At 66.7% G+C, this 18,486-nt stretch carries 16 protein-coding genes and 1 other RNA gene; 2 read left to right on the top strand and 15 right to left on the bottom strand.

Going from position 1 to position 18,486, the window contains the following annotated elements:
• The 7 genes from A9179_RS09575 to A9179_RS09545 all read right to left on the bottom strand — a co-directional run bounded on the left by A9179_RS09575 (position 1) and on the right by A9179_RS09545 (position 8,140).
• A complete protein-coding gene (locus A9179_RS09575) occupies positions 1-1,068 on the bottom strand; it encodes a chemotaxis protein CheB (protein WP_187805587.1) in 1,068 nt (355 codons plus the stop codon).
• A gap of 90 nt (positions 1,069-1,158) precedes the next feature.
• Positions 1,159-3,357, bottom strand: coding sequence for a hybrid sensor histidine kinase/response regulator (locus tag A9179_RS09570; RefSeq protein WP_187805586.1), 2,199 nt, complete (start codon positions 3,355-3,357; stop codon positions 1,159-1,161).
• Between the two features lie 74 nt (positions 3,358-3,431).
• Entirely contained in the window at positions 3,432-4,043 is a 612-nt protein-coding gene (locus A9179_RS09565; RefSeq protein WP_187805585.1) for a chemotaxis protein CheW, read from the bottom strand.
• The gene (locus tag A9179_RS09560; protein ID WP_187805584.1) at positions 4,028-5,626 is read right to left on the bottom strand and encodes a CheR family methyltransferase; all 1,599 of its coding nucleotides are present in this window, start codon (positions 5,624-5,626) and stop codon (positions 4,028-4,030) included. Before A9179_RS09560 ends, A9179_RS09565 begins: the two co-directional genes overlap by 16 nt.
• The gene (locus tag A9179_RS09555; protein WP_187805583.1) at positions 5,613-6,092 is read right to left on the bottom strand and encodes a chemotaxis protein CheW; all 480 of its coding nucleotides are present in this window, start codon (positions 6,090-6,092) and stop codon (positions 5,613-5,615) included. The genes A9179_RS09560 and A9179_RS09555 overlap by 14 nt, the downstream gene beginning before the upstream one ends.
• Before the next feature lie 200 nt (positions 6,093-6,292).
• Positions 6,293-6,389, bottom strand: an RNA gene (gene ffs / locus A9179_RS09550) — signal recognition particle sRNA small type.
• A 116-nt stretch (positions 6,390-6,505) separates the two neighbouring features.
• The gene (locus A9179_RS09545) at positions 6,506-8,140 is read right to left on the bottom strand and encodes a methyl-accepting chemotaxis protein (protein ID WP_187805582.1); all 1,635 of its coding nucleotides are present in this window, start codon (positions 8,138-8,140) and stop codon (positions 6,506-6,508) included.
• Positions 8,141-8,461: 321 nt separating this feature from the next.
• On the opposite strand from A9179_RS09545, the gene A9179_RS09540 reads away from it, so the two are divergent.
• Positions 8,462-10,066: an esterase/lipase family protein gene (locus tag A9179_RS09540; RefSeq protein WP_187805581.1), complete on the top strand. Its 1,605-nt coding sequence runs from the start codon at positions 8,462-8,464 to the stop codon at positions 10,064-10,066.
• Between the two features lie 76 nt (positions 10,067-10,142).
• Positions 10,143-10,421 carry an HU family DNA-binding protein gene (locus A9179_RS09535; RefSeq protein ID WP_187805580.1) on the top strand — a complete coding sequence of 93 codons (279 nt, stop codon included), beginning with the start codon at positions 10,143-10,145 and terminating at the stop codon, positions 10,419-10,421.
• Positions 10,422-10,454: 33 nt separating this feature from the next.
• On the opposite strand, the gene A9179_RS09530 is transcribed toward A9179_RS09535, so the two are convergent.
• The 8 genes from A9179_RS09530 to A9179_RS09495 are packed head-to-tail and all read right to left on the bottom strand — an operon-like array spanning position 10,455 to position 18,479.
• Positions 10,455-11,501, bottom strand: a complete 1,047-nt coding sequence (locus A9179_RS09530; RefSeq protein ID WP_187805579.1) for a tetratricopeptide repeat protein — start codon at positions 11,499-11,501, stop codon at positions 10,455-10,457.
• 1 nt (position 11,502) lies between these two features.
• Complete coding sequence (locus A9179_RS09525; protein ID WP_187805578.1) at positions 11,503-12,471, bottom strand: type II secretion system F family protein; 969 nt, start codon at positions 12,469-12,471, stop codon at positions 11,503-11,505.
• 9 nt (positions 12,472-12,480) lie between these two features.
• The gene (locus A9179_RS09520) at positions 12,481-13,467 is read right to left on the bottom strand and encodes a type II secretion system F family protein (protein ID WP_187805577.1); all 987 of its coding nucleotides are present in this window, start codon (positions 13,465-13,467) and stop codon (positions 12,481-12,483) included.
• On the bottom strand, positions 13,464-14,897 hold the full coding sequence (locus A9179_RS09515) for a CpaF family protein (protein ID WP_187805576.1): 1,434 nt from the start codon (positions 14,895-14,897) through the stop codon (positions 13,464-13,466). Before A9179_RS09515 ends, A9179_RS09520 begins: the two co-directional genes overlap by 4 nt.
• A gap of 3 nt (positions 14,898-14,900) precedes the next feature.
• On the bottom strand, positions 14,901-16,118 hold the full coding sequence (locus tag A9179_RS09510; protein ID WP_187805575.1) for an AAA family ATPase: 1,218 nt from the start codon (positions 16,116-16,118) through the stop codon (positions 14,901-14,903).
• The gene (locus A9179_RS09505; protein ID WP_187805574.1) at positions 16,112-16,612 is read right to left on the bottom strand and encodes a TadE/TadG family type IV pilus assembly protein; all 501 of its coding nucleotides are present in this window, start codon (positions 16,610-16,612) and stop codon (positions 16,112-16,114) included. Before A9179_RS09505 ends, A9179_RS09510 begins: the two co-directional genes overlap by 7 nt.
• A complete protein-coding gene (locus A9179_RS09500) occupies positions 16,612-17,109 on the bottom strand; it encodes a TadE/TadG family type IV pilus assembly protein (RefSeq protein ID WP_262410562.1) in 498 nt (165 codons plus the stop codon). The genes A9179_RS09505 and A9179_RS09500 overlap by 1 nt, the downstream gene beginning before the upstream one ends.
• 8 nt (positions 17,110-17,117) lie before the next feature.
• Entirely contained in the window at positions 17,118-18,479 is a 1,362-nt protein-coding gene (locus tag A9179_RS09495; protein WP_187805573.1) for a TadE/TadG family type IV pilus assembly protein, read from the bottom strand.
• Positions 18,480-18,486: the final 7 nt, after the last annotated feature.

Genomic DNA, 18,486 nt, shown 5'->3' with positions numbered 1-18,486 from the left:
TCAGTCCCCCCGTTCCTTGACAGTTCTGGCCGTCACCTGCTCGGCCAGGGTGTTGAGATAGGTCGCGATGTCTTCGGGGGTCAGCACCTGGCTGGCTGCCTGCAGGGCAATCACCGCCTTGGGCATCGAGTCGATCAGCGCACTGCCCGGCTCCTGCACCAGGGTCTGACAGCCGGCCCGGCTCAGTTCCAGCATGCCCTGCGCGCCATCGCGGCCCATGCCGGACAGCTGGATGGCCACCGCCTGCCGGCCGAAGTACTTGGCCACCGTGCGGAACAGGTGATTGGCCGCAGGGCGGATATGTTCCTCCGGCGGGCCGTCGTCCAGTCGCACATGGCGATTGGCCGCAAAGCCCAGGTGACAGCCGTCCGGCGCCAGGTAGAGATGGCCCGGCGCCAGCGCCTGGCCGTCCTCGGCGATGCACACCGGCAACGGCGACAGGCTCGCCAGCCAGTCGCGGAAGCTCGGCAGAAAGCCCGGAGCGATGTGCTGCACCAGTACCAGCGGCCAGGGCTGGGGCAACCGCAGCCCCTGCAGGATGGCCTTGACCGCCGGTGGCCCGCCGGCCGAGGCGGCAATCGCCACCAGCTGCGGGGCAAAGCCGCTGGCGCCCAAGCGCACCGGCTCGGCATGGGCCGGCTGGGCACTGTCCACAACCGGCAGCTGACGTCGCACGATCTTCACCTGCACCATGCTGCGCAGGGTGCGCAGCAGCTCCGCCATGCGCTCGTCGAAATCCTCGGCCGCCGGCCCGGTGGGTTTGTCCAGCACCGCCAGCGCGCCGGCAGACAGGGCGCGCATGGCCGTGGCCGAATCGTGGGGGTTGGCGCTGGCCGTCAGCACCACCACCGGCAGCGCATGGCGTTCGAGAATCCGCTCGGTGGTTTCGTAACCATCCATGCCCGGCATATGCACATCCATGGTGACGATGTCCGGCAGGAAGTCCTGCAACACCTGCAGGGCCTGCTCACCGCTGCCAGCCTCTTCCACCTGGTAGCCCTCGTTCTCCAGCACCGAACGCAGCAGCATGCGGGTCACCACCGAATCATCGACTATCAGCACACGCATCAGCGCCTCCCCCGGGAGCGCCGCTCATGGCTGAACGCCGCCCGCTTCCCTCTCCTGTCGCCCCGGCATACGGCCGGGGGCCGTGAACCTTCATATCAAGCGGCGAATCGCATCGAGCAGGCTGTCCTGCTCGAAACCGCTCTTGACCAGATAGGCATTGGCGCCGGCCTCCAGGCCGCGCGCGCGATCCTCCGCCGAGTGCAGGGCGGTCACCAGCACCACCGGCAGGCTCAGCAACTCGCCATCGGCGCGAATCCGGCTGGTCAGGGTGAAACCGTCCAGACGCGGCATTTCCACATCGGATACCAGCAGATCGAACTGCCCCTGCTTCAGGGCATTCCAGGCTTCCAGGCCGTCGTTGGCAGTGGCGACCTGGTAACCGGCGCCCTCGAGAATGGCCTTCAGCAGGCCCCGCGAGGTGAACGAGTCCTCGGCGATCAGCACCCGCTGCTGGGCCTTTTCCGCGAGGCCCTGGGCGCTCCGGCTCAGGCCGCTGCCGGTGCTTTCCAGGGCGCTGCGGTAGAGATCGGCCGGGCGCAGAATAGGTACCAGCTGGCCATCGCCCAGCAGCGTCGCGCCCAGCAGGTTACGCACCCGCAGCAGCTGCCGGCCAAGGCCTTTGACGATGATTTCCTGGTCGCCAAGCAGCTCCTCGACCAGCAGGGCGAAACGCTCGCCGCGCACCTTGAGTACCACCAGGGTGATGTCCTCGGCAGCGCCGGCGAGCTGGGCCAGGCCGAGTACCTCGGCCAGCGTCCACACGGGCAGCACCGCGTCCCCCAGGCTCAGCGTGGGACGGTTCTCCAGGTTCTTCACCGCGCCCAGCGGCACCCGCAGGCAGCGTTCGACGGCCAGCGCCGGGATGGCGAATACCCGCTCGGCATTGCGCACGATCACCGCGCGGAAGGTCGACAGGCTCAACGGCAGGTGCAGGTGGAAACAGGTGCCGCTGCCCAGCTGCGATTCCAGGTCGATACGCCCGCCGAGCCGCTCAACCACCTCCTGGACAATCGCCATGCCCAGCCCGCGCCCGGACAGGTCGGTGATGATCGCGCTGGTGGACAGGCCGGAAGCGAAGATCAGCGCCAGCGCCTCGCTGTCCGTCATGCCCTGCGCCTGGCTCGGGCTGAGCAGCCCGCTGGCCTGGGCGCGCTCCTTCAGGCGGGCGACATCGATACCGCTGCCATCGTCGCTGACCCGTAGCTCGAAGCGATCCGCCGATTCCTGGATCAATTCGATCTGTAGCCGCCCGACCGCATCCTTGCCAAGCTGGCTGCGCTGCTCCGGGGTTTCCAGGCCATGGTCGATGGCATTGCGCAGCAGATGGGTGAGCACCGTGCGCAGCTCGTCGAGGATGCGCTTGTCGACCTGCAGGCTCTCGCCGCGGATCTGCAGCTCGGCGCGCTTGCCGGCCTGGCTGGCGATGTCTTGCACCATCGCCGGCAGGCCTTCCATCAGGCTGCTGCCGGACAGCAGCAGCACCGCCTGCAGTTCGTTGAACAGGGTTTCCGACAGCTGCGCCAGGCCAAGCGCCAGGTGCTGGCCTGATTTTTCCAGGCGGGCCGCGCTGAAATGCAGGCGGTCGAGCTGGGCCAGGCTCCAGTCGAGGTAGTCGAGCACGCCCTTGAGGCTGTCGCGGGCGGCCAGCGGCAGCTCGTCGAGGTTGTCGCGTAGCTGCTTCAGCGTTCCACCGCTGAGCAGACGCTTGGCCCGCTGCGGCTCGAAGGCGGCCACATGGGCCTGCAGGCTGCGCGCGTGGGCCTGGGCCTCCAGCTTGTGCTGCAGCAGCGACTCGCTCTGGAACAGCAGCACGTCCAGACGCTCGGTGGAAACCCTGACCGTGGTCGGATCCTGCGGCGCTTCGGCAATGCTCACCGGCGCTTCCGGCAGGCTGAAGGCCTCGCCCTGCGCAGCGGCTTCCAGGCTCTCGATCAGCCGACTCTGCTCGGCCCCGCTGACGGTCTGGCCGCCATGCAGCCCCTGTACCATCCGCAGCGCGTGCCGGCACAGTTCGACCAGCTGCGGATTCAGCGCCAGCAGGCCACGGCGTACCGCTCCCAGCAGGCTTTCCCAGGCATGGCAGACCCGTTCGATCTCGGCGATACCGGCGGCGCGGGATGCGCCCTTGAGGCTGTGCACCTCACGGAACAACGACTCGATGGATTCGCCCGTGGCACTGCTCTCGCGCCAGTTGGCCAGGCCGTCGGCCAGCACCGCCAGGCGCTCCTCCGCCTCGCCGCGAAAGCTGGCCAGCAGGCGCTGGCGCAAGGCCTCCTTGTCGAAACTCATGGGCCCTTGCCTCGCTGGCCGTTGCTGCTGCGGTGCCTGCCTGGCAGGTCGGACATGCCTGTTCCTCCGTGAAGCTAGTCTTCGGCCTCGATGCGCAAGGCGGAGTCGCCCAGCAGGCGCGCCCCGTCCAGCACTGTCCATTGGTTGGGGGTCACCCCCAGCAGGTAGCGCGCACGCACGCCGCTGAGGTTGGCCAGCTCGCCCTGCAGGCTGTCGCGGGAAATCCGCGTGATGCCCAATACCCGGTCGATCAGCACAGCGAACTCCATCTCAGGCCCCTGCAGGATCGCCAGGAAGTTCTTGTCCGACAGGCCGACCATCGGCAACTCAAGCAGCACCCGCAGATCCAGCACGGAAACGATGTGCCCGCGCACGCTGACGATGCCCAGCACGAACGGTGGCGTGCCCGGCAACGGGGTGAACTGCGGTAGCGGCAGCACCGCCGCGACATGCCCGGCCTCGATCGCATAGGTCTCGCTGCCGAGGCTGAAGCACAGCACCTCCAGCCAGGCATCCGGGTGCTCCTGCGGCTCCATCTGCGCCCACTCACGGCTGCGCGCCTGCAGTTGTGCCTCGCGCTCCGCCGCCGAAGGCGCGAAGCCCGCCGCGATCCGTCGCTCTAGCTCGGCCAGGCGCTCATGCAGCTCGGCCCAGCGGCCGCCACCATCGTTCAGGGGTTCGAACATGGCGCGCGCTCCTCCAGCAACTGTTCACAGATGCGCTGCAGCTGGCCACAGCTCAGGCCGTCGCCCAGCGGTACCGCAGCATCGCCAGGCTGGCCACGGAGCAGCTCGCGGCACAGTTGCAGCGCCTTGGCCGCTGCCGCCTCCTGCCCCTGGAGGCGCAGCAGACGGGCCTGATGAAAGTGCGCCAGGATGAAATCGGGCTCCAGGTAGAGTGCCTTCTGCAACGACACCAGAGCCGCCGCCAACGTGCCGTTCTGCTCCGCCAGCAGGGCCAGCAGCCAGTAGCTCGGCGCCGAACAGGGTTCCAGACTCAGGGCTCGACGCAGCCATTCCTCGGCCTCGCCAGTGGCATGCTGATCGGCCCAGCTGCGCGCCAGCAGCAGGCAGACCTGATGGGCCTGCAGCGGGCCGGGAGCGGCACTCGCCAGGTACTCCAGCAGAAGTTGCCGCACCAGGGTTGGCTGGCCTTGGGCCTGGGCCTGTACTACGCGCTGCCAGAGCGGCAGGTAGGCGGCCGCGACAGGCGGAACCGGCCAGCCCTGGAACAGCGGCGCGGCCGGCTCCAGTGCAGTGACTTGGGGCTCGGCGGCCTGCCGCTGGCTCTCTTGCGGCGGCGGCCGCAGACGCGGCTCCGGGGCTTTCGTCGCAACTGGCTGAGCCGGTGGCGCGGCCTGCACCGCCGGGCTGGCCATGGCCAACTCCATCGGGGCAGACCGTGCGGGCCGGGTAGCGTCCGCCCGCAGCGCATAGTTGCAGCCGGCCCAGAAGCCGGCGAGGCCCGCCTGGGTCGCCAGGCTGGCCTCCACCGCACTGATCAGCAGCACACCTTCGCCAGCCAGGCAGGCCAGCAGACGCCGCAAGACACCCCCGGCCCGTTCCGGCGAGAAGTACATCAGTACATTGCGGCAGAGGATCACATCGAAGCCATGCAGGCCCTGCTGTGGGCACGGCAAGGGATCGCCGACCAGGTTGTGGCGCAGGAAACGGATGCGTCCGCGCCATTGCGGCCTGACCCGCCACTGGCGCTCCTCGGCCTGGAAGTAGCAGCTGCGGAAGGCCTCGTCATTGAGGCGAAAGGCGTTCTGCCCATAACTGCCATGCTCGGCACGGTGCAGAAAGACCTCGTTGAGGTCGCTGGCGTAGACCTCCACGCTCCAGTTGGCTGCATCCGCCCCCAGCAGCTCGTCGAGCAGGAACAGCAGGCTGTAGGCCTCTTCACCGGTGCAGCAGGCCGCGCTCCACAGACGCAGGCGCTGGCGCCCCTCCGCTCGGCGCTGGGCCAGCAGCGGCCCCAGATGCTGGCGCAACCACGCGAGGGCTTCGGCATCGCGGCGAAAATAGGTCTCGCCGACGGTGAATGCCGGGGTCAGCGCCTGTACCTGGGCGGCATCCCACTGGGCGAAGGCCAGCGCCTCCAGCCAGGCCGGCAGATCGACAATTTCCAGTTCATGGGCCAGGAGCCGCAAACGCCGCAGCAGGTCGGCACGGCGCGGCCCGGAGAAATCCGGGCCGAGGTGCTGGTGCACCTTGTTCACCAGAATCCGCAGCACCTGCGGCGAACACAGCTGCTCAACCGACTCCATGGCCACCTGCACTCGCCTCCAGCGCAGCGTCCACCAGAGCCTCGTCGGCATCCGAGAGCACCTGTTCGACATCCTGAATCAGCAGCAGGCCCTGTTCCATGCGCACCACGCCCCTGACGATGGCCGCTGGCAGCTGCGGCGGCGCGGCCGGCGCGAAGTCCTGCTGCGCACAACTCGCCGCCGCCTCTACCGCTTCTACCGGCACCAGCAGTTCGCGCTGACGGCTCTTCAGCCATAGAAAGGGTTGCCACAGACTGCCGGACACAGCCGACGGCCAGTTGAAGCGCAGCGCCAGGTCAACCACCGGCAACACCTGCCCGTGCACGTTGACCACCCCGAGCACGGTACGCGGCGCACCGGGCAGCGGTGAGCAGGAAAGCGCCGGCAACACGCGAATGACGCTCTCGAGCGGCACCGCCAGATGTTGTCCAGCCAGCCAGAAAGGCAATACGAGGAGTCTGTCCATAGAGGTTTCCACCTGCCGTCGGCATCGGCAAAGGCATCCTCTACTTACCGTAGCCTACCCACGGAGATTCACCCAGATGGACAACTTTTTAGCGGCTAACGGCAAGAAAACCGGCACGCACAGGTACAGGCATGGCCCGAGGGCTACAGAACAGGGCACGTAAGGGGGAAGAGATAACCCGGAGCGGGTTATGGAGGCGGCCCCACCAGCCACACCCCGGCACACGATGTTCCCGCTGTGGCTGCTCCCTTCCGGGCCTGACCAGGTTAACGGGTAATCGTTGCGGGGGGACCGATGGGGCCACCATAACGCAGCCCGTCAGGCGACGGGCCGCGCCATTGTACTGGCTGAATGCAAAGTTACAAGCGCTTCAATCACTTAGCCCCGCACAGCCGTGCTGGCGGGGCTGGCGATCAGACGCGGAAGCGCCCCACCAGTTGGGCCAGGCCGTGGGACAGCTCGGACAGACGTGCGCTGGCCTGGGTGCTCTGCTCGGAGGTCTGCGCCGCTTCGTTGGACAGGTCGCGGATATCGCTGATGTTGCGGGCGATCTCCTCGGTCACCGCGCTCTGCTCTTCGCAGGCGGTGGCGATCTGGGCGGCCATGTCGTTGATCCGCGCCACCGAGTCACCGGTGGCGGACAGCGCCTGATCCACGCCGGCGGCGCGATCCACGCTGTCACGCGCCTTGACGCTGCCCGAATGCATGGCCTTGACCGCATTCTGCACGCCGCCCTGCAGGCGCTCGATCATCTGCTGAATGTCCTTGGTCGAGTCCTGGGTGCGCGCCGCCAGGGCCCGCACCTCGTCGGCCACCACGGCAAAGCCGCGGCCCTGCTCGCCCGCCCGTGCCGCTTCGATGGCGGCGTTGAGCGCGAGGAGGTTGGTCTGCTCGGCAATGCCCTTGATCACCGCCAGGACGGCGCCGATGTTGGCGGTTTCCTGTTCCAGGGTCTGGATGGTGTCGGAGGCGCTTTCCACTTCCTGGGCCAACTGGCGGATGGCGTGGATGGTGGCGCCAACCACCTGGGCGCCCTCGCGGGACTGTACTTCGGCACTGCGCGCCGCATCGGCGGCATTCTGCGCATTGCGCGCCACCTCATGCACCGCGGTGCTCATCTCGGTGGCAGCCGTGCTGACCTGATCCACCGCCGCGTGCTCGCTGTTGATCAGGCGGTCGTTGGCGGCGGCCATGCCGGCCAGGTTCTGCGCCGAGTCGGCCACTTCGCCGGTCACCCGGCCGACTTCCTTGATCAGCGGTTGCAGCTTGTCGAGGAAACGGTTGAAGGCATCGCTGAGCTTGCCCAGCTCATCGCGCGACAGGACTTCCAGGCGCACCCGCAGGTCGCCGTCGCCGTCGGCGATCTGCTCGATGCGATGCAGCAGGTTGTGCAGCGGGCGGGTCACCAGGATCGGGAAGGCCAGCACCAGCACGGCGCAGATCAGCAGGCCGATACCGATCACCAGGCCTTGCTGCCAGCTGCGCTCGTTGCCCAGGCTGATGGCGGCGGTGCCTTCGGCATTGGCGGCGTTGTCTTCCAGCTCGCCGAGCTTGTCGATCGGGTCGCGCATGGCCTGGAACTGCGCCTCGCTGTCGCCGAAGCTCAGTGCCGAGGCTGCGGCCGGGTCGCTGCTGGCCAGCTCCAGCACCTTGTTGGAAGTGGCTTTCCACTGGTTGAAGCCGCGATCGAACTCGGCCACCAGCTTCAGCGCCTCGGCACTGGGCTGCATGTCCGCATACTTGTGCACGCGGTCATAGGCCTGCTGGATGTTCTCGGCCTGGGCCGCCTTGAGGTCGGCCACATGTTCGCCAGCTGCCTCGTCGAGCAGGCTGCGCTCGGCCACGAAGGCCTGGTAGAGGTCGCGGTCGGCATTCAGCAACAGGCTGATGGCCGGCAGGTAGCGATTGGTCAGGCGGATACTGGAATCAGCGACCTGACTGATGCCGCGCATGCCCAGGGTGCCCATCAGCACCAGCAGGATGGCAAGCAGCAAAATAGGCAGGGCAATTTTCCAACGAAATCCCAAGTCAGCAAACATACGAAGCATGGCTGTCTCCACAGCAGGGTCTTATGGCCTGCTTATCGTCTAGCATAGCCGCTGGCTGAATACTGGCGGTTCGCCACAACGCGCATCCGCCGGGCGCCCTAGCCTGCACCATTGGCCCTGGCGCGGATAACTCGGCCGTACCGCGCCCCCACTCGCGCCTCCCTCAGGTCGTCGCCTGCGGCGTGACATCCGCTGCGCCCCCGCTAACCTTTCCTCAGGGTCGCAGCCCGCCTGCCGGCCCTTCCCGCCCTACGACGCTTGCCCGCAGTCCGGTAGTGCCGCGCCGCCTCAGGAGCCCTCACTGCGTACACGGAGCGTCCCATGGCCAATCCCAACAATCCCTTCCACCCGATCATCTATGTGCGCGGCTATGCCATGACGCCCACGGAGATCGACGAAACCACTGCCGACCCCTTCTGCGGCTTCAATCTCGGCTCCACCGTGTACCGCGCCGTGGCCGACCGCGAGCGCCAGCCGCGCAAGTACATCTTCGAGTCGCCGGTGATCCGCCTGGCCTCGGACTTCAAGTACCGCGACATCTACGAGGACGGCTACGACATCCTCGACAAGGAGTGGCACGACAACCCCGAGCACAAGCTCGGCAGCCGCTCGATCATCATCTACCGCTACTACGACGAGGCCTCGCGCCTGCTCGGCAAGGGCAAGACCCCGGAGCTGGAAGTGTTCGCGGAAAAGCTCGGCGAGCTGATCATCAAGGTTCGCGACCTGGTCTGTAGCAACGCCGCCAACGGCATCGCCAAGGCGGACTTCCGTTGCTATCTGGTGGCCCATTCCATGGGCGGCCTGGTGTGCCGCGGGCTGCTGCAGAACCCCAAGCTGGATAAACAGGGCGCGGCGCAGTACGTCGACAAGTTCTTCACCTACGCCACCCCGCACAACGGCATCGAGATGATCGGCCAGAACGTGCCGAGCTGGCTGAGCTGGAACGACATCAGCAACTTCAACCGCAAGCGCCTGGCCGGCTTCCTCGCCCTGGAAGACCTGTACAAGAAGGACGACGACCGGGTCGACTGGCTACCGGGCAAGATCGCCGAGCGCACCTTCTGCATGGTCGGCACCAACCGCAGCGACTACGAGGTGGCCATGGGCCTGTCGCGCAGCTTCGCCGGCCACGGCAGCGATGGCCTGGTGCGTATCGAGAACGCCACCCTCAATGCCCTCAGCGATGCGCGCAAACCCGGCCTGCCGTGCGCCAAGGCCTTCGCCTACCGTGGCCACTCGGGCTTCTTCGGCATCGTCAACAGCGAGGAGTCCTACCAGAACCTCACCCGCTTCCTGTTCGGCAACGTGCGTGTCGACATCTGGGCCGATATCGAGGAGATCCGCCTGCCGGCCGCCGTCAGCGACCTCGAACAGCAAGGCAAGAAAGTCGATGCGCTGTACCAGTTCGAAGCCCTGGCCGCGCCCAAGGGCAAGCTGTGGTACCTGACCCGGCGCACCGCCGAGGAAGACTCGGTGGCCTGCCTGCGCCATCAGGACTGGAAAAAAGCACCGAAAAGCAACGGCTGCCTCTTCCTCTCCTCGGTATTTCTCGCCAATCGTGCCAAGGTCAACCGCGAAGACCCGTCGCTGACCTACAGCCTGATCTTCAACGTGCGCGTGCCGGATTACGAGATCGAACAGAAACTGTGGGTCGACCAGCACTTCGAGGGCAGTTCGCTGTTCAGCAATGCCCTGCAGCTCAAGCTGCTGCCGCCGGGAGACGAGCGGGTGGCCTGGCAGATTTCCTATGCCTGGCAGAACCAGGGCTTTCGCCTGGCCAGCGAGCAGTTGGACATCAAGAAACTGGCCGCCGGCAAGGTCGAGGTGAAGGTGGATTTCGACAGCGGCACCACGCCCGGCATCAAGGGCAAGCTGCGCTTCGTGGTGTGGGCCTGGAACCTCGACGCGCAACTCACGGAATAACTGCAGTTTGTGCTAGCGTGCCTGCCGACTCGCCCGCCCGGCGGGCACTCTTTTCCCTTGCCGCCTGGAGTCCCTCATGGCCCTGACCAAAGACCAGCTGATCGCCGACCTCGCCGAAGCCACCGACTTGCAGAAGAACGATGTACGCGCCCTGCTCGACCAGCTGGGCGAAATCGTCGCCGATGCCCTGGAAAACGACGGCGAGATCAGCCTGCCGGGGATCGGCAAGCTCAAGCTCAGCGAGCGCCCGGCACGCACCGGCCGCAACCCGCAAACCGGCAAGGCGATCCAGATCGCGGCGAAGAAGGTGGTCAAGCTGGTGCCGGCCAAGGCACTGACCGACGCCCTCAACTAAGCCCCACCCGCCCCGCTCAAGCTGCCGGTGCCCTCAGGGCAGCACCTGCAGCTTGGCCGGCGGAGCCACCGCGGTTACCGCCACCGCCTCGGCCACTGGCGCCTGCTGGCGACTGCTGTGCTGACGAATACGCTGGATCTGCTCGACCCGGCTGAGATTTTCCCAGGCCAGGTCGTAATGCCCCGGCGACTGCTCGATGGCCGAACGGAAGAACTGCTCGGCGACATCCAGCTTGCCCTCGATCAGGCAGACATAGCCCACGTCGTTGCTGGCCTCCGCGCGCTTCTCCACCTGCTCGAAGGCCGACAGCGCCTCCTCGTAGCGCTCCATGCGCGCCAGCAACAGGCCATAGTTGCGCCACAGCGGCTGATAGCGACTGTCGTAACTGATGCCGCGGCGGTACTGCTGCTCGGCCTCAGGCCACTTGCCGGCCAGGTACAGCGAATAGGCCATGCTGTTGGCCACCAGCGCCGAACGCGGGTCGATCTGCGCAGCCAGGCGGTAATAGCCGGCTGCCTGGTCGAAGTCGCCCTTGAGGTCAGCCAACACCCCCATGGCGTTGTACACCTTGAGCGGCGAGGCGGCGTCCACCTTGAACCCCTCCGGTGCGCCCGTGCCAGTGCCACCCAGGCGTTTCTGATCGAGCGCCACGGCCCGGCCCAGCAGTTCGCGAGCCCTGTCCGGCTGTTGCATGGCCAGCTGCAGCTGGCCCATTTCGGCCAGCGCCGCCGGGTTGTCCGGCTGCTTGCTCAGCACATCGCTGAAGGCCAGTTCAGCCAGGTGCTGGTTGCCGCGTTCGCGGTGAATGCGCCCGATCCACACCAGCGCCTCATAACGTTCGGGATCCAGCTCCAGCGCCCGCAGGTACTGGTACAGCGCCTGATCCAGCGCCCCGCCCTGATAGGCCGCGGCGCCCATGCGCATGGCCTGCTCCGGAGAGTCGGCCTGGGCCTGCACCTCATACAGCAAGGCGTTTTCTCCCCGGTACAGCGAATGCCCGCGATCGGTCAGGGTCGGCCCCATGCTCTGGCAACCGGACACGGCCGCCAGGGTGGCGATAAGCAGTATTTTCCTGTTCATTTCACAGCTTCCCGAAAGTCCTGAGAATCCCGATGATCACGGGCCCGATTGCCACCAGAAAGAAGGATGGCCACAAGCAGAAGATCAGTGGGAACACCAGCTTGGTGCCCACCTTGGCGGCCTGTTCCTCGGCCGCCTGAGTACGCCGATCGCGAAATTCCTCGGCATAGATGCGCAAGGTGTCCGCCACGCTGGTGCCGAAGCGGATGCTCTGCGCCAGCAGGCTCACCAGGCCCTGCACATCCTCCAGCCCGGTGCGCTCGGCCAGGTGCTTGAGGGCAATGGTGCTGGGAATGCCCGCCCTGATCTCAGCATTGACCAGAGCCAGCTCTTCGGCCAGTTCCGGCTGGCTGACCAGCATTTCCTCGGCCACCCGTTCCATGGCCTGGGGCAGCGCCAGGCCCGACTCGACGCACACCACCATCAGATCCAGGGCATCGGGAAAGGCACAACGCAGCCGGTGCATGCGCCCCTCCTTGCGCTTGTCCACGTAGATCGCCGGCAGCAGCCAGCCAACGGTCATGGCGCCACAGCCGAGCAGCACGCCGGTACGCAGGGACAGCTTGGGCAGCATCGGCAGCACCAGCAGCGCCACGAAGCCCAGCAACAGCGGCAGCAGCAGGCGCACCGCCCAGTACACCTGCACCGCCGCCCCGGAACGAAAGCCCGCATGGGTCAGCAGCAGGCGGGTTGGCGAGCTGGGCTTCTGCTCGCTGCCGACAAAACGCTGGCCGACCTGCTCCAGCAGCAGCTGCAGGTTGCTCGGCGCGCCATAGCTGCTGGATTCGTTGCCGTGGCTGCGTTTGATCAGGCTCAGGCGACGCTGCAGCGGATCCTGCAGGCCCATCAGCAGCAGGGCCAGGGTTATCGCCAGCAGCACGGCGCTGAGGGCGATGCCGCCAACGAACAGCACCCGGGCCACTTCGGCATTGCCCACGAGCCGGTTGATCAAGCCCAGCAGATAGTCCATGACGACCTCCTACACCTCGATCCGGATGATTTTGCGAATCCAGAAGATCCCCAGCAGCATGGCGATGAACGCCGCCACCACCAGGCGCAGGCCGACCGGATCGTTGAGCAGCAGGGGCAGGTACTTCGGCGAAGTCAGCACGATCGCCCCGGCCAGCACGAAAGGAATCGCCACCAGCACCCAGGCCGACATGCGCCCCTCCGCCGACAGCGTCTTGACCTTGCGCTGGAAGCGGAAACGGGCGCGGATCAGGCTGCTGATGCGCTCCAGCACCTCGGTCAGGTTGCCGCCGGTTTCGCGGTGGATGAGGATGGTGGTGACCAGCATCATCACGGTCATGCTCGGCATGCGCTCCAGCAGGCCAAGCATGGCGCGGCGCACGTCGTTGCCGTAGTTGATGTCGGCAAAGGTCAGGCCGAACTCGTGGGCCACCGGCCCCTTGTGCTCCTCGGCCACCAGGTGCAGGGTCTCGCCGAATGGATGACCGGCGCGCAGGGCGCGGCACATGGCATCCAGGGCATCCGGCAGACCTTCCTCGAAGGCGGCGAAACGCTTGCTGCGATCACTGGCGATCTTCATGAACGGCACGCAGCCGGCCATCAGCCCCAGGCACAGCCCGGCCCACCAGAGGTTGAGCAGGAACCACACGGCCAGGCCGACGGCCAGCGCCAGCAGCACGGCCAGCAGCGCCACCCGGTAGGAGCGGTACTCATGGCCGGCCTGCTCGATCATCTGCGCCAGGCCCTCGAACAGCGGCAGCTGCTCCAGGCTGGCCTCCAGCGGCGACAGGCGCTTGAGGTACTTCTGGCGCAGCACCGTCTGCATGTTGGGCAGGTGGTTGGCGCTCTCCAGCAGATGCAGGCGGCCTCGAATGCGCTTGCGCATCCGCCCGGCCTCGCCGAACACCGGCACCACCACGCCCTGGCTGAGGAGGAACACGGCGGCGAACACCATGCCGAGGAAGATCAGGATGTACTCGCTGGGAATCTGGTTCATGACGGCAGGGCCTCCATCCAGTCCGGGCGGAACAGGCTCAGCGGCAGCTCGATGCCGCGCTTGGCCAGCTCCTCGCGAAAGGCCGGCACCATGCCGGTGGGGCGGAACTCGCCAAGCACCTCGCCGTGCTCGCCGATGCCGCGGCGGACGAAAGCGAATATCTCGGTCATGGTCACCATGTCGCCCTCCATGCCGTTGATCTCCTGCACGCTGATCAGCCGGCGCTTGCCGTCCTCCTGGCGTTCCAGCTGCACCACCACGTCGATGGCCGAGGCGATCTGCTGACGCAGAGCCTTGATCGGGAAGGTCGCGCCGGTCATCGACACCATGTTCTCGATCCGCCCCAGGGCGTCCCGCGCGGTGTTGGCGTGGATGGTGGTCAGCGAGCCGTCGTGGCCGGTGTTCATCGCCGTCAGCATGTCCAGCGCCTCGGCGCCGCGCACCTCGCCGATGACGATGCGATCAGGGCGCATGCGCAGGCTGTTGCGCACCAGCTCGCGCTGGTTCACCTCGCCACGCCCCTCGATGTTCGACGGCCGGGTTTCCAGGCGCACCACGTGCGGTTGCTGCAGCTGCAGCTCGGCGGAGTCCTCGATGGTGACGATGCGCTCGTTGTCCGGGATAAAGCTGGACAGCACGTTGAGCATGGTGGTCTTGCCGGTACCGGTACCGCCGGACACCAGCACGTTCAGGCGGCCGCGGACGATGGCCTTGAGCATCAGGCCGATGGCCGGGGTGATGGTGCCCATCTGCACCAGGCTCTCGGCATTCAGCAGATCCACGGCGAAACGGCGGATCGACAGACTGGGCCCGTCGATGGCCAGCGGCGGGATGATCGCGTTAACCCGCGAGCCGTCCTTGAGCCGGGCATCCACCAGCGGCGAGGACTCGTCGATGCGCCGCCCCAGGCTGGAAACGATGCGGTCGATGATGTTGAGCAGGTGCTGGTCGTCGCGAAAGCGCACATCGGTCTGCTGCAGCTTGCCGAAGCGCTCGACGTACACCGAGGCATGGCCGTTGACCAGGATGTCGGACACGCTGTGGTCGGCCAGCAGCGGCTCCAGCGGGCCGAGGCCGAGCACCTCGTCGGTGATCTGCTTGATGATCAGCTGGCGGCTGGCGGTGGAAACCGGCGCCGAGTGCTCGTCGAGCAGGCGCTGGGTAATGTCGCGGATCTGCCGTGTCGCCTCGGCCGGCTCCAGCGAGTCGAGCAGCGACAAATCCATGACCTTGAGCAACTGCTGGTAGATCTTCTCGCGCCACTCGCTCTCCACGCTATTGAGCTGGGTGCGGGTCTCATAGAGCTCCGCCGGGGTGGTCAGCTCCCAGGCCATCATGCTGGGGGCCTCGGCCTGGGTCGCCTCGGCGACGCTCTCGGCGTCCTTCTTGGAGGCAGGCAGACGTAGGCGATTGCGAAATTCGCTCAACATGGATCACCCCCTGAACAAGCGGCTGAAAGTACGTTTGAACAGGCCGCTCTCATCCACCTCGGCCCCGGCCAGTTCCTGCTTGAGGCTGCGCAAGGCCTGGGTGATCGGCGCCCGCGGCGCGTGCAGCTCCAGCGGTACGCCGCTGTTCTGGCTCTCGCTGACGGCGGCAAAGTCGTTCGGCAGCTTCTGCAGATCCTGGCAGCGCAGGGCCTCGCCAATGTCCTGCAGGCTGATCGGCGCGGTCTTGTTGTAGCGGTTGATCACCACGTGCAGGCGGTTGCCCTGCACGCCCAGGTCGTTACGCAGGATGTGCAGCAGACGGCTGGCATCCTTGAGGTGACTGAGGCTCTGCTGCAGCAGGATGTAGCAGTGGTCGGCCTGCTCCAGGGTGATGCCGGTCAGGTGGTCGATCTGCCGCGGCAGATCCACCACCACCCAGTCGTAGCTGTTGCGCGCCAGGTGCAGCAGGGCTTCGAGGTGCTCCAGGTGAACATCCTGAGCCAGGCACAGGTCGCTGGAGCGACCGCCGAGCACATGCAGGGTCGGGCTGAAGTGGCTGCAGAAACCGTGCAGCGCCACGCTGTCCATGTCCGCGACCTGCTGCATGACTTCCACATGACTGTGGGCCGGGACTATGTCGAGGCTGTGGGCCACGCTGCCGAACTGCAGGTCGAGATCCAGCAGCAGGGTGCTGGCGCCGCTGGCACTCAGCTGGTGGGCCAGGTTGCAGGCCAGCATGGTGGCCCCGGAGCCGCCCTTGGCGTTCATCACCGCCACCAGCTTGCCGCCGCTGGGGCTCAGGTGGCTCTCCTGCAGCATGCGCTGCAGGGCGGCCAGCAGTTCGCTCTCGCTCACCGGCTCGGGCAGGAAGTCGCGGGCGCCGGCCTGCATGGCCATGCGCATGCCTTCGCGTTCGTCCAGCGGGCCACACACCAGCAGCGGCGGCCGCTCATGGGCCGGGCGCTGCAGCAGCGCAGCCAGTTCCTCGCGCCACAGATGGCTGACCCACAGCAGGAGGAAGTCCGGCAGTTGCTCCAGGCCGTACAACGGGTCGGTATGCCCGTTGCTCACCAGGCGCGTGCTCACCTGCAGGCTGGGCATGTGCCGGCAGATACCCTCCAGCTGGTGCAGCGCCCGACTATCCCGACTGCTGATCAACAGGCGCGGGCCCTGCGGCTTATGCTGGCCGAGCACGCTGCCGACATCACGAGACTTCAACATGGTGTGATCTCCGGAACGACCCCGTCCTCGGCATGTCGCCCCAGGCTTTCGCGCGGGAGCGTGGCACGGAACGCCGGCAGGGTGATCTGCCCGCCGAACAGCGGGATCAAGGCATCGAAGGTGAAATTGTCCAGCCGCAGCTGCACGTAGCGGATGGCGCGGAAACCGTTGGCGCCGTTGGTGTCGTTCGGCGCCGCTACCACCGCACCATTGGCGTCCAGGTACACCAGGGTCAGGTCGGCGGTTTCCAGGTTGCCGATCAGGCCGCTGGCTCCGGCGTTGTTGACATCATTGAAGATGGCCCGGCGCAGGATGCGCGGGTCGCTGATGTCGCACACGGCGGCCAGGCGTGCGCCGCGGCGTACCGTTTCGTTCAGGGTGTTGACGGTGAAGTACAGGCGCCCCATCTCCAGCACGCCGAACAGCATGACGAACAGCAGCAGGCCGATGATGGCGAACTCGACCACGTACACCCCGCGCATGTGTCTGTTCATCACAGGGCCCTCATCACGACGCTGGCGTTCAGCGTCAAGGCCAGCGGAATCGGGTTGCTGAAGAAGTTCGGCAGTCCCGCGGTCGATACATTGCAGTCGTTCGCCGTGCGGTCGCCGAGCACCGGGCGGAAGGCGAAGCTGACACTGACCCGTACATGGGTGGTGCCCTCTGCCGCCACCGTGACATTGCCGGTGGTCAGGCACGGCACCGCCGGGCTTGCGCCGAGCGCGGGAGCTGGCACGCCGTAGACAGCGATGTTCTTCACCTGGGTCTGCAGGGCACTGGTCAGCTCGACCCGCCCCAGGGTGGCGTTCCACGCTTCGCTGGCGGCATAGCGGCTAGCATCGCGGCTGGCCTGCAGCAGGCTGTTGTACTGGAACAACATGCGACCGAACTCGGCGATGCCGAACAGCAGCAACAGCAGTACCGGCAAGGCAATGGCGAACTCCACCATTGCCACCCCGCGTTGCCTGTTGCCGTGCATTGCCCTGGCCATGGGAACCCCTAGGAGTCCGTGCTCGGTGTGCGGTTGTTGTCGATGTAGGTCTTGTACAGCTGGATGATCTGCGGCCCGCTGTCGTTGGTCGGCGTCGGCCCGGGCACGTTGTCGCCTTCGCAGTCCTGCACGAACTGGCCGAAGATCTGCGACTCGTTGCCCTTCTGGCTCGCCGGCTGCAGCACGTAGAAGCAGCCGAAACCCAGCACCGGCACATGCGCCGTACCGCCGTCGGTGCCGCTGCATTGCCCCACCACCACCCGCAGGATGCGCCGCTGCAGCACGCCGCCGGCCTGGCAGCCACTGCCGTTGCCGGCCACGCATTCGGCCGAGCGCTGCTGCCAGTCGTTGTAGTCGAACAGCGCGGTGCCACTGGCCGTGGTGATGTTGCCGTTGGCATCGGACGACACCGCCTCGGTGCCGCCGCCTTTGCCGTTGGCCTTGCCGTAGACGATGCTGCCGCCACTATCCAGACTCAGCCCGCCCTGACCGCTGACCTGGCTGTAGTTGGTGATCAGATCCGGCGGGTAGTCGCTGCTGCTGAGGCCGCCGCTGTACTCGCCGAAGCGCGTATTCAGGCCCTGGATGGCCGGGCCGACGGTGTTGCCCGGCTTGGTCTGCACCTGGTCGCCGATCACCGGGCAGACCGTGCCGCCACCGGCCATCAGCTCGCGCACGGTCTTGCCGCCGGAGCCGAAATCGAGCAGCTGGAAGTTGCCGGGGCCGATGCCCGAGCTGTTGTTGCTGGCCGTCTTGAGCACTTCCAGGTGGCCGAAGTTGTAGCCGAAGAAGGTGTTGGGTACCGACTGGCCGCAGACCATCACCGGCGCCAGGTCGCAGGGGCTGGTCGGGCTAGGCCCGGCCGTGGCCACCGCAGCCACCGCCTTGTCCGGCGTATTGGCATTGCCGAAGCTCTGCAGCACGCCCCAGAAGAATCCGGCCAGGGGGTAGTCCGGTACCGACACCCGCACATAGCGCGCATCCGCCGGCCCCGGGAAGGAGAACGGCCCGTAGACGCTGGCCGACAACTCCACCACGGCAAAGCCCGCCGTATTGGCGGCAATGGCCGTGGCCAGCTCGCCATTGCCGCTGGCCGCGGCATTCAGGTTCAGGGTCTGCAGGGCGGCAGTACGACTCAGGGTGGCGGCATTCATGGTGCCGAGCACTTCGTTGAGGGTCTTGGCTCCGCTCAGCGCCGCCGCATCCACCGCGTTCTGCAAACGGGTCTTGTTGACCAGCATATGGCTGCCATCGAGAGCCAGCGCCGCCATCAGCAGAATCGACAGCATGGCGATCACGATCAGTACGATGACCGCACCCCGCTGGCGTTGCGGCAGCGCGGCGAGGCGGTGCGACCTGCGGGGTTTCATCGCTCAG

The organism is Pseudomonas alcaligenes (assembly GCF_014490745.1).
In the GTDB taxonomy this organism is placed as follows: Bacteria; Pseudomonadota; Gammaproteobacteria; order Pseudomonadales; family Pseudomonadaceae; genus Aquipseudomonas; species Aquipseudomonas alcaligenes_C.
Note: the sequence above shows the minus strand (reverse complement) of the source record. Positions and strands in the feature narration are given on the sequence as shown.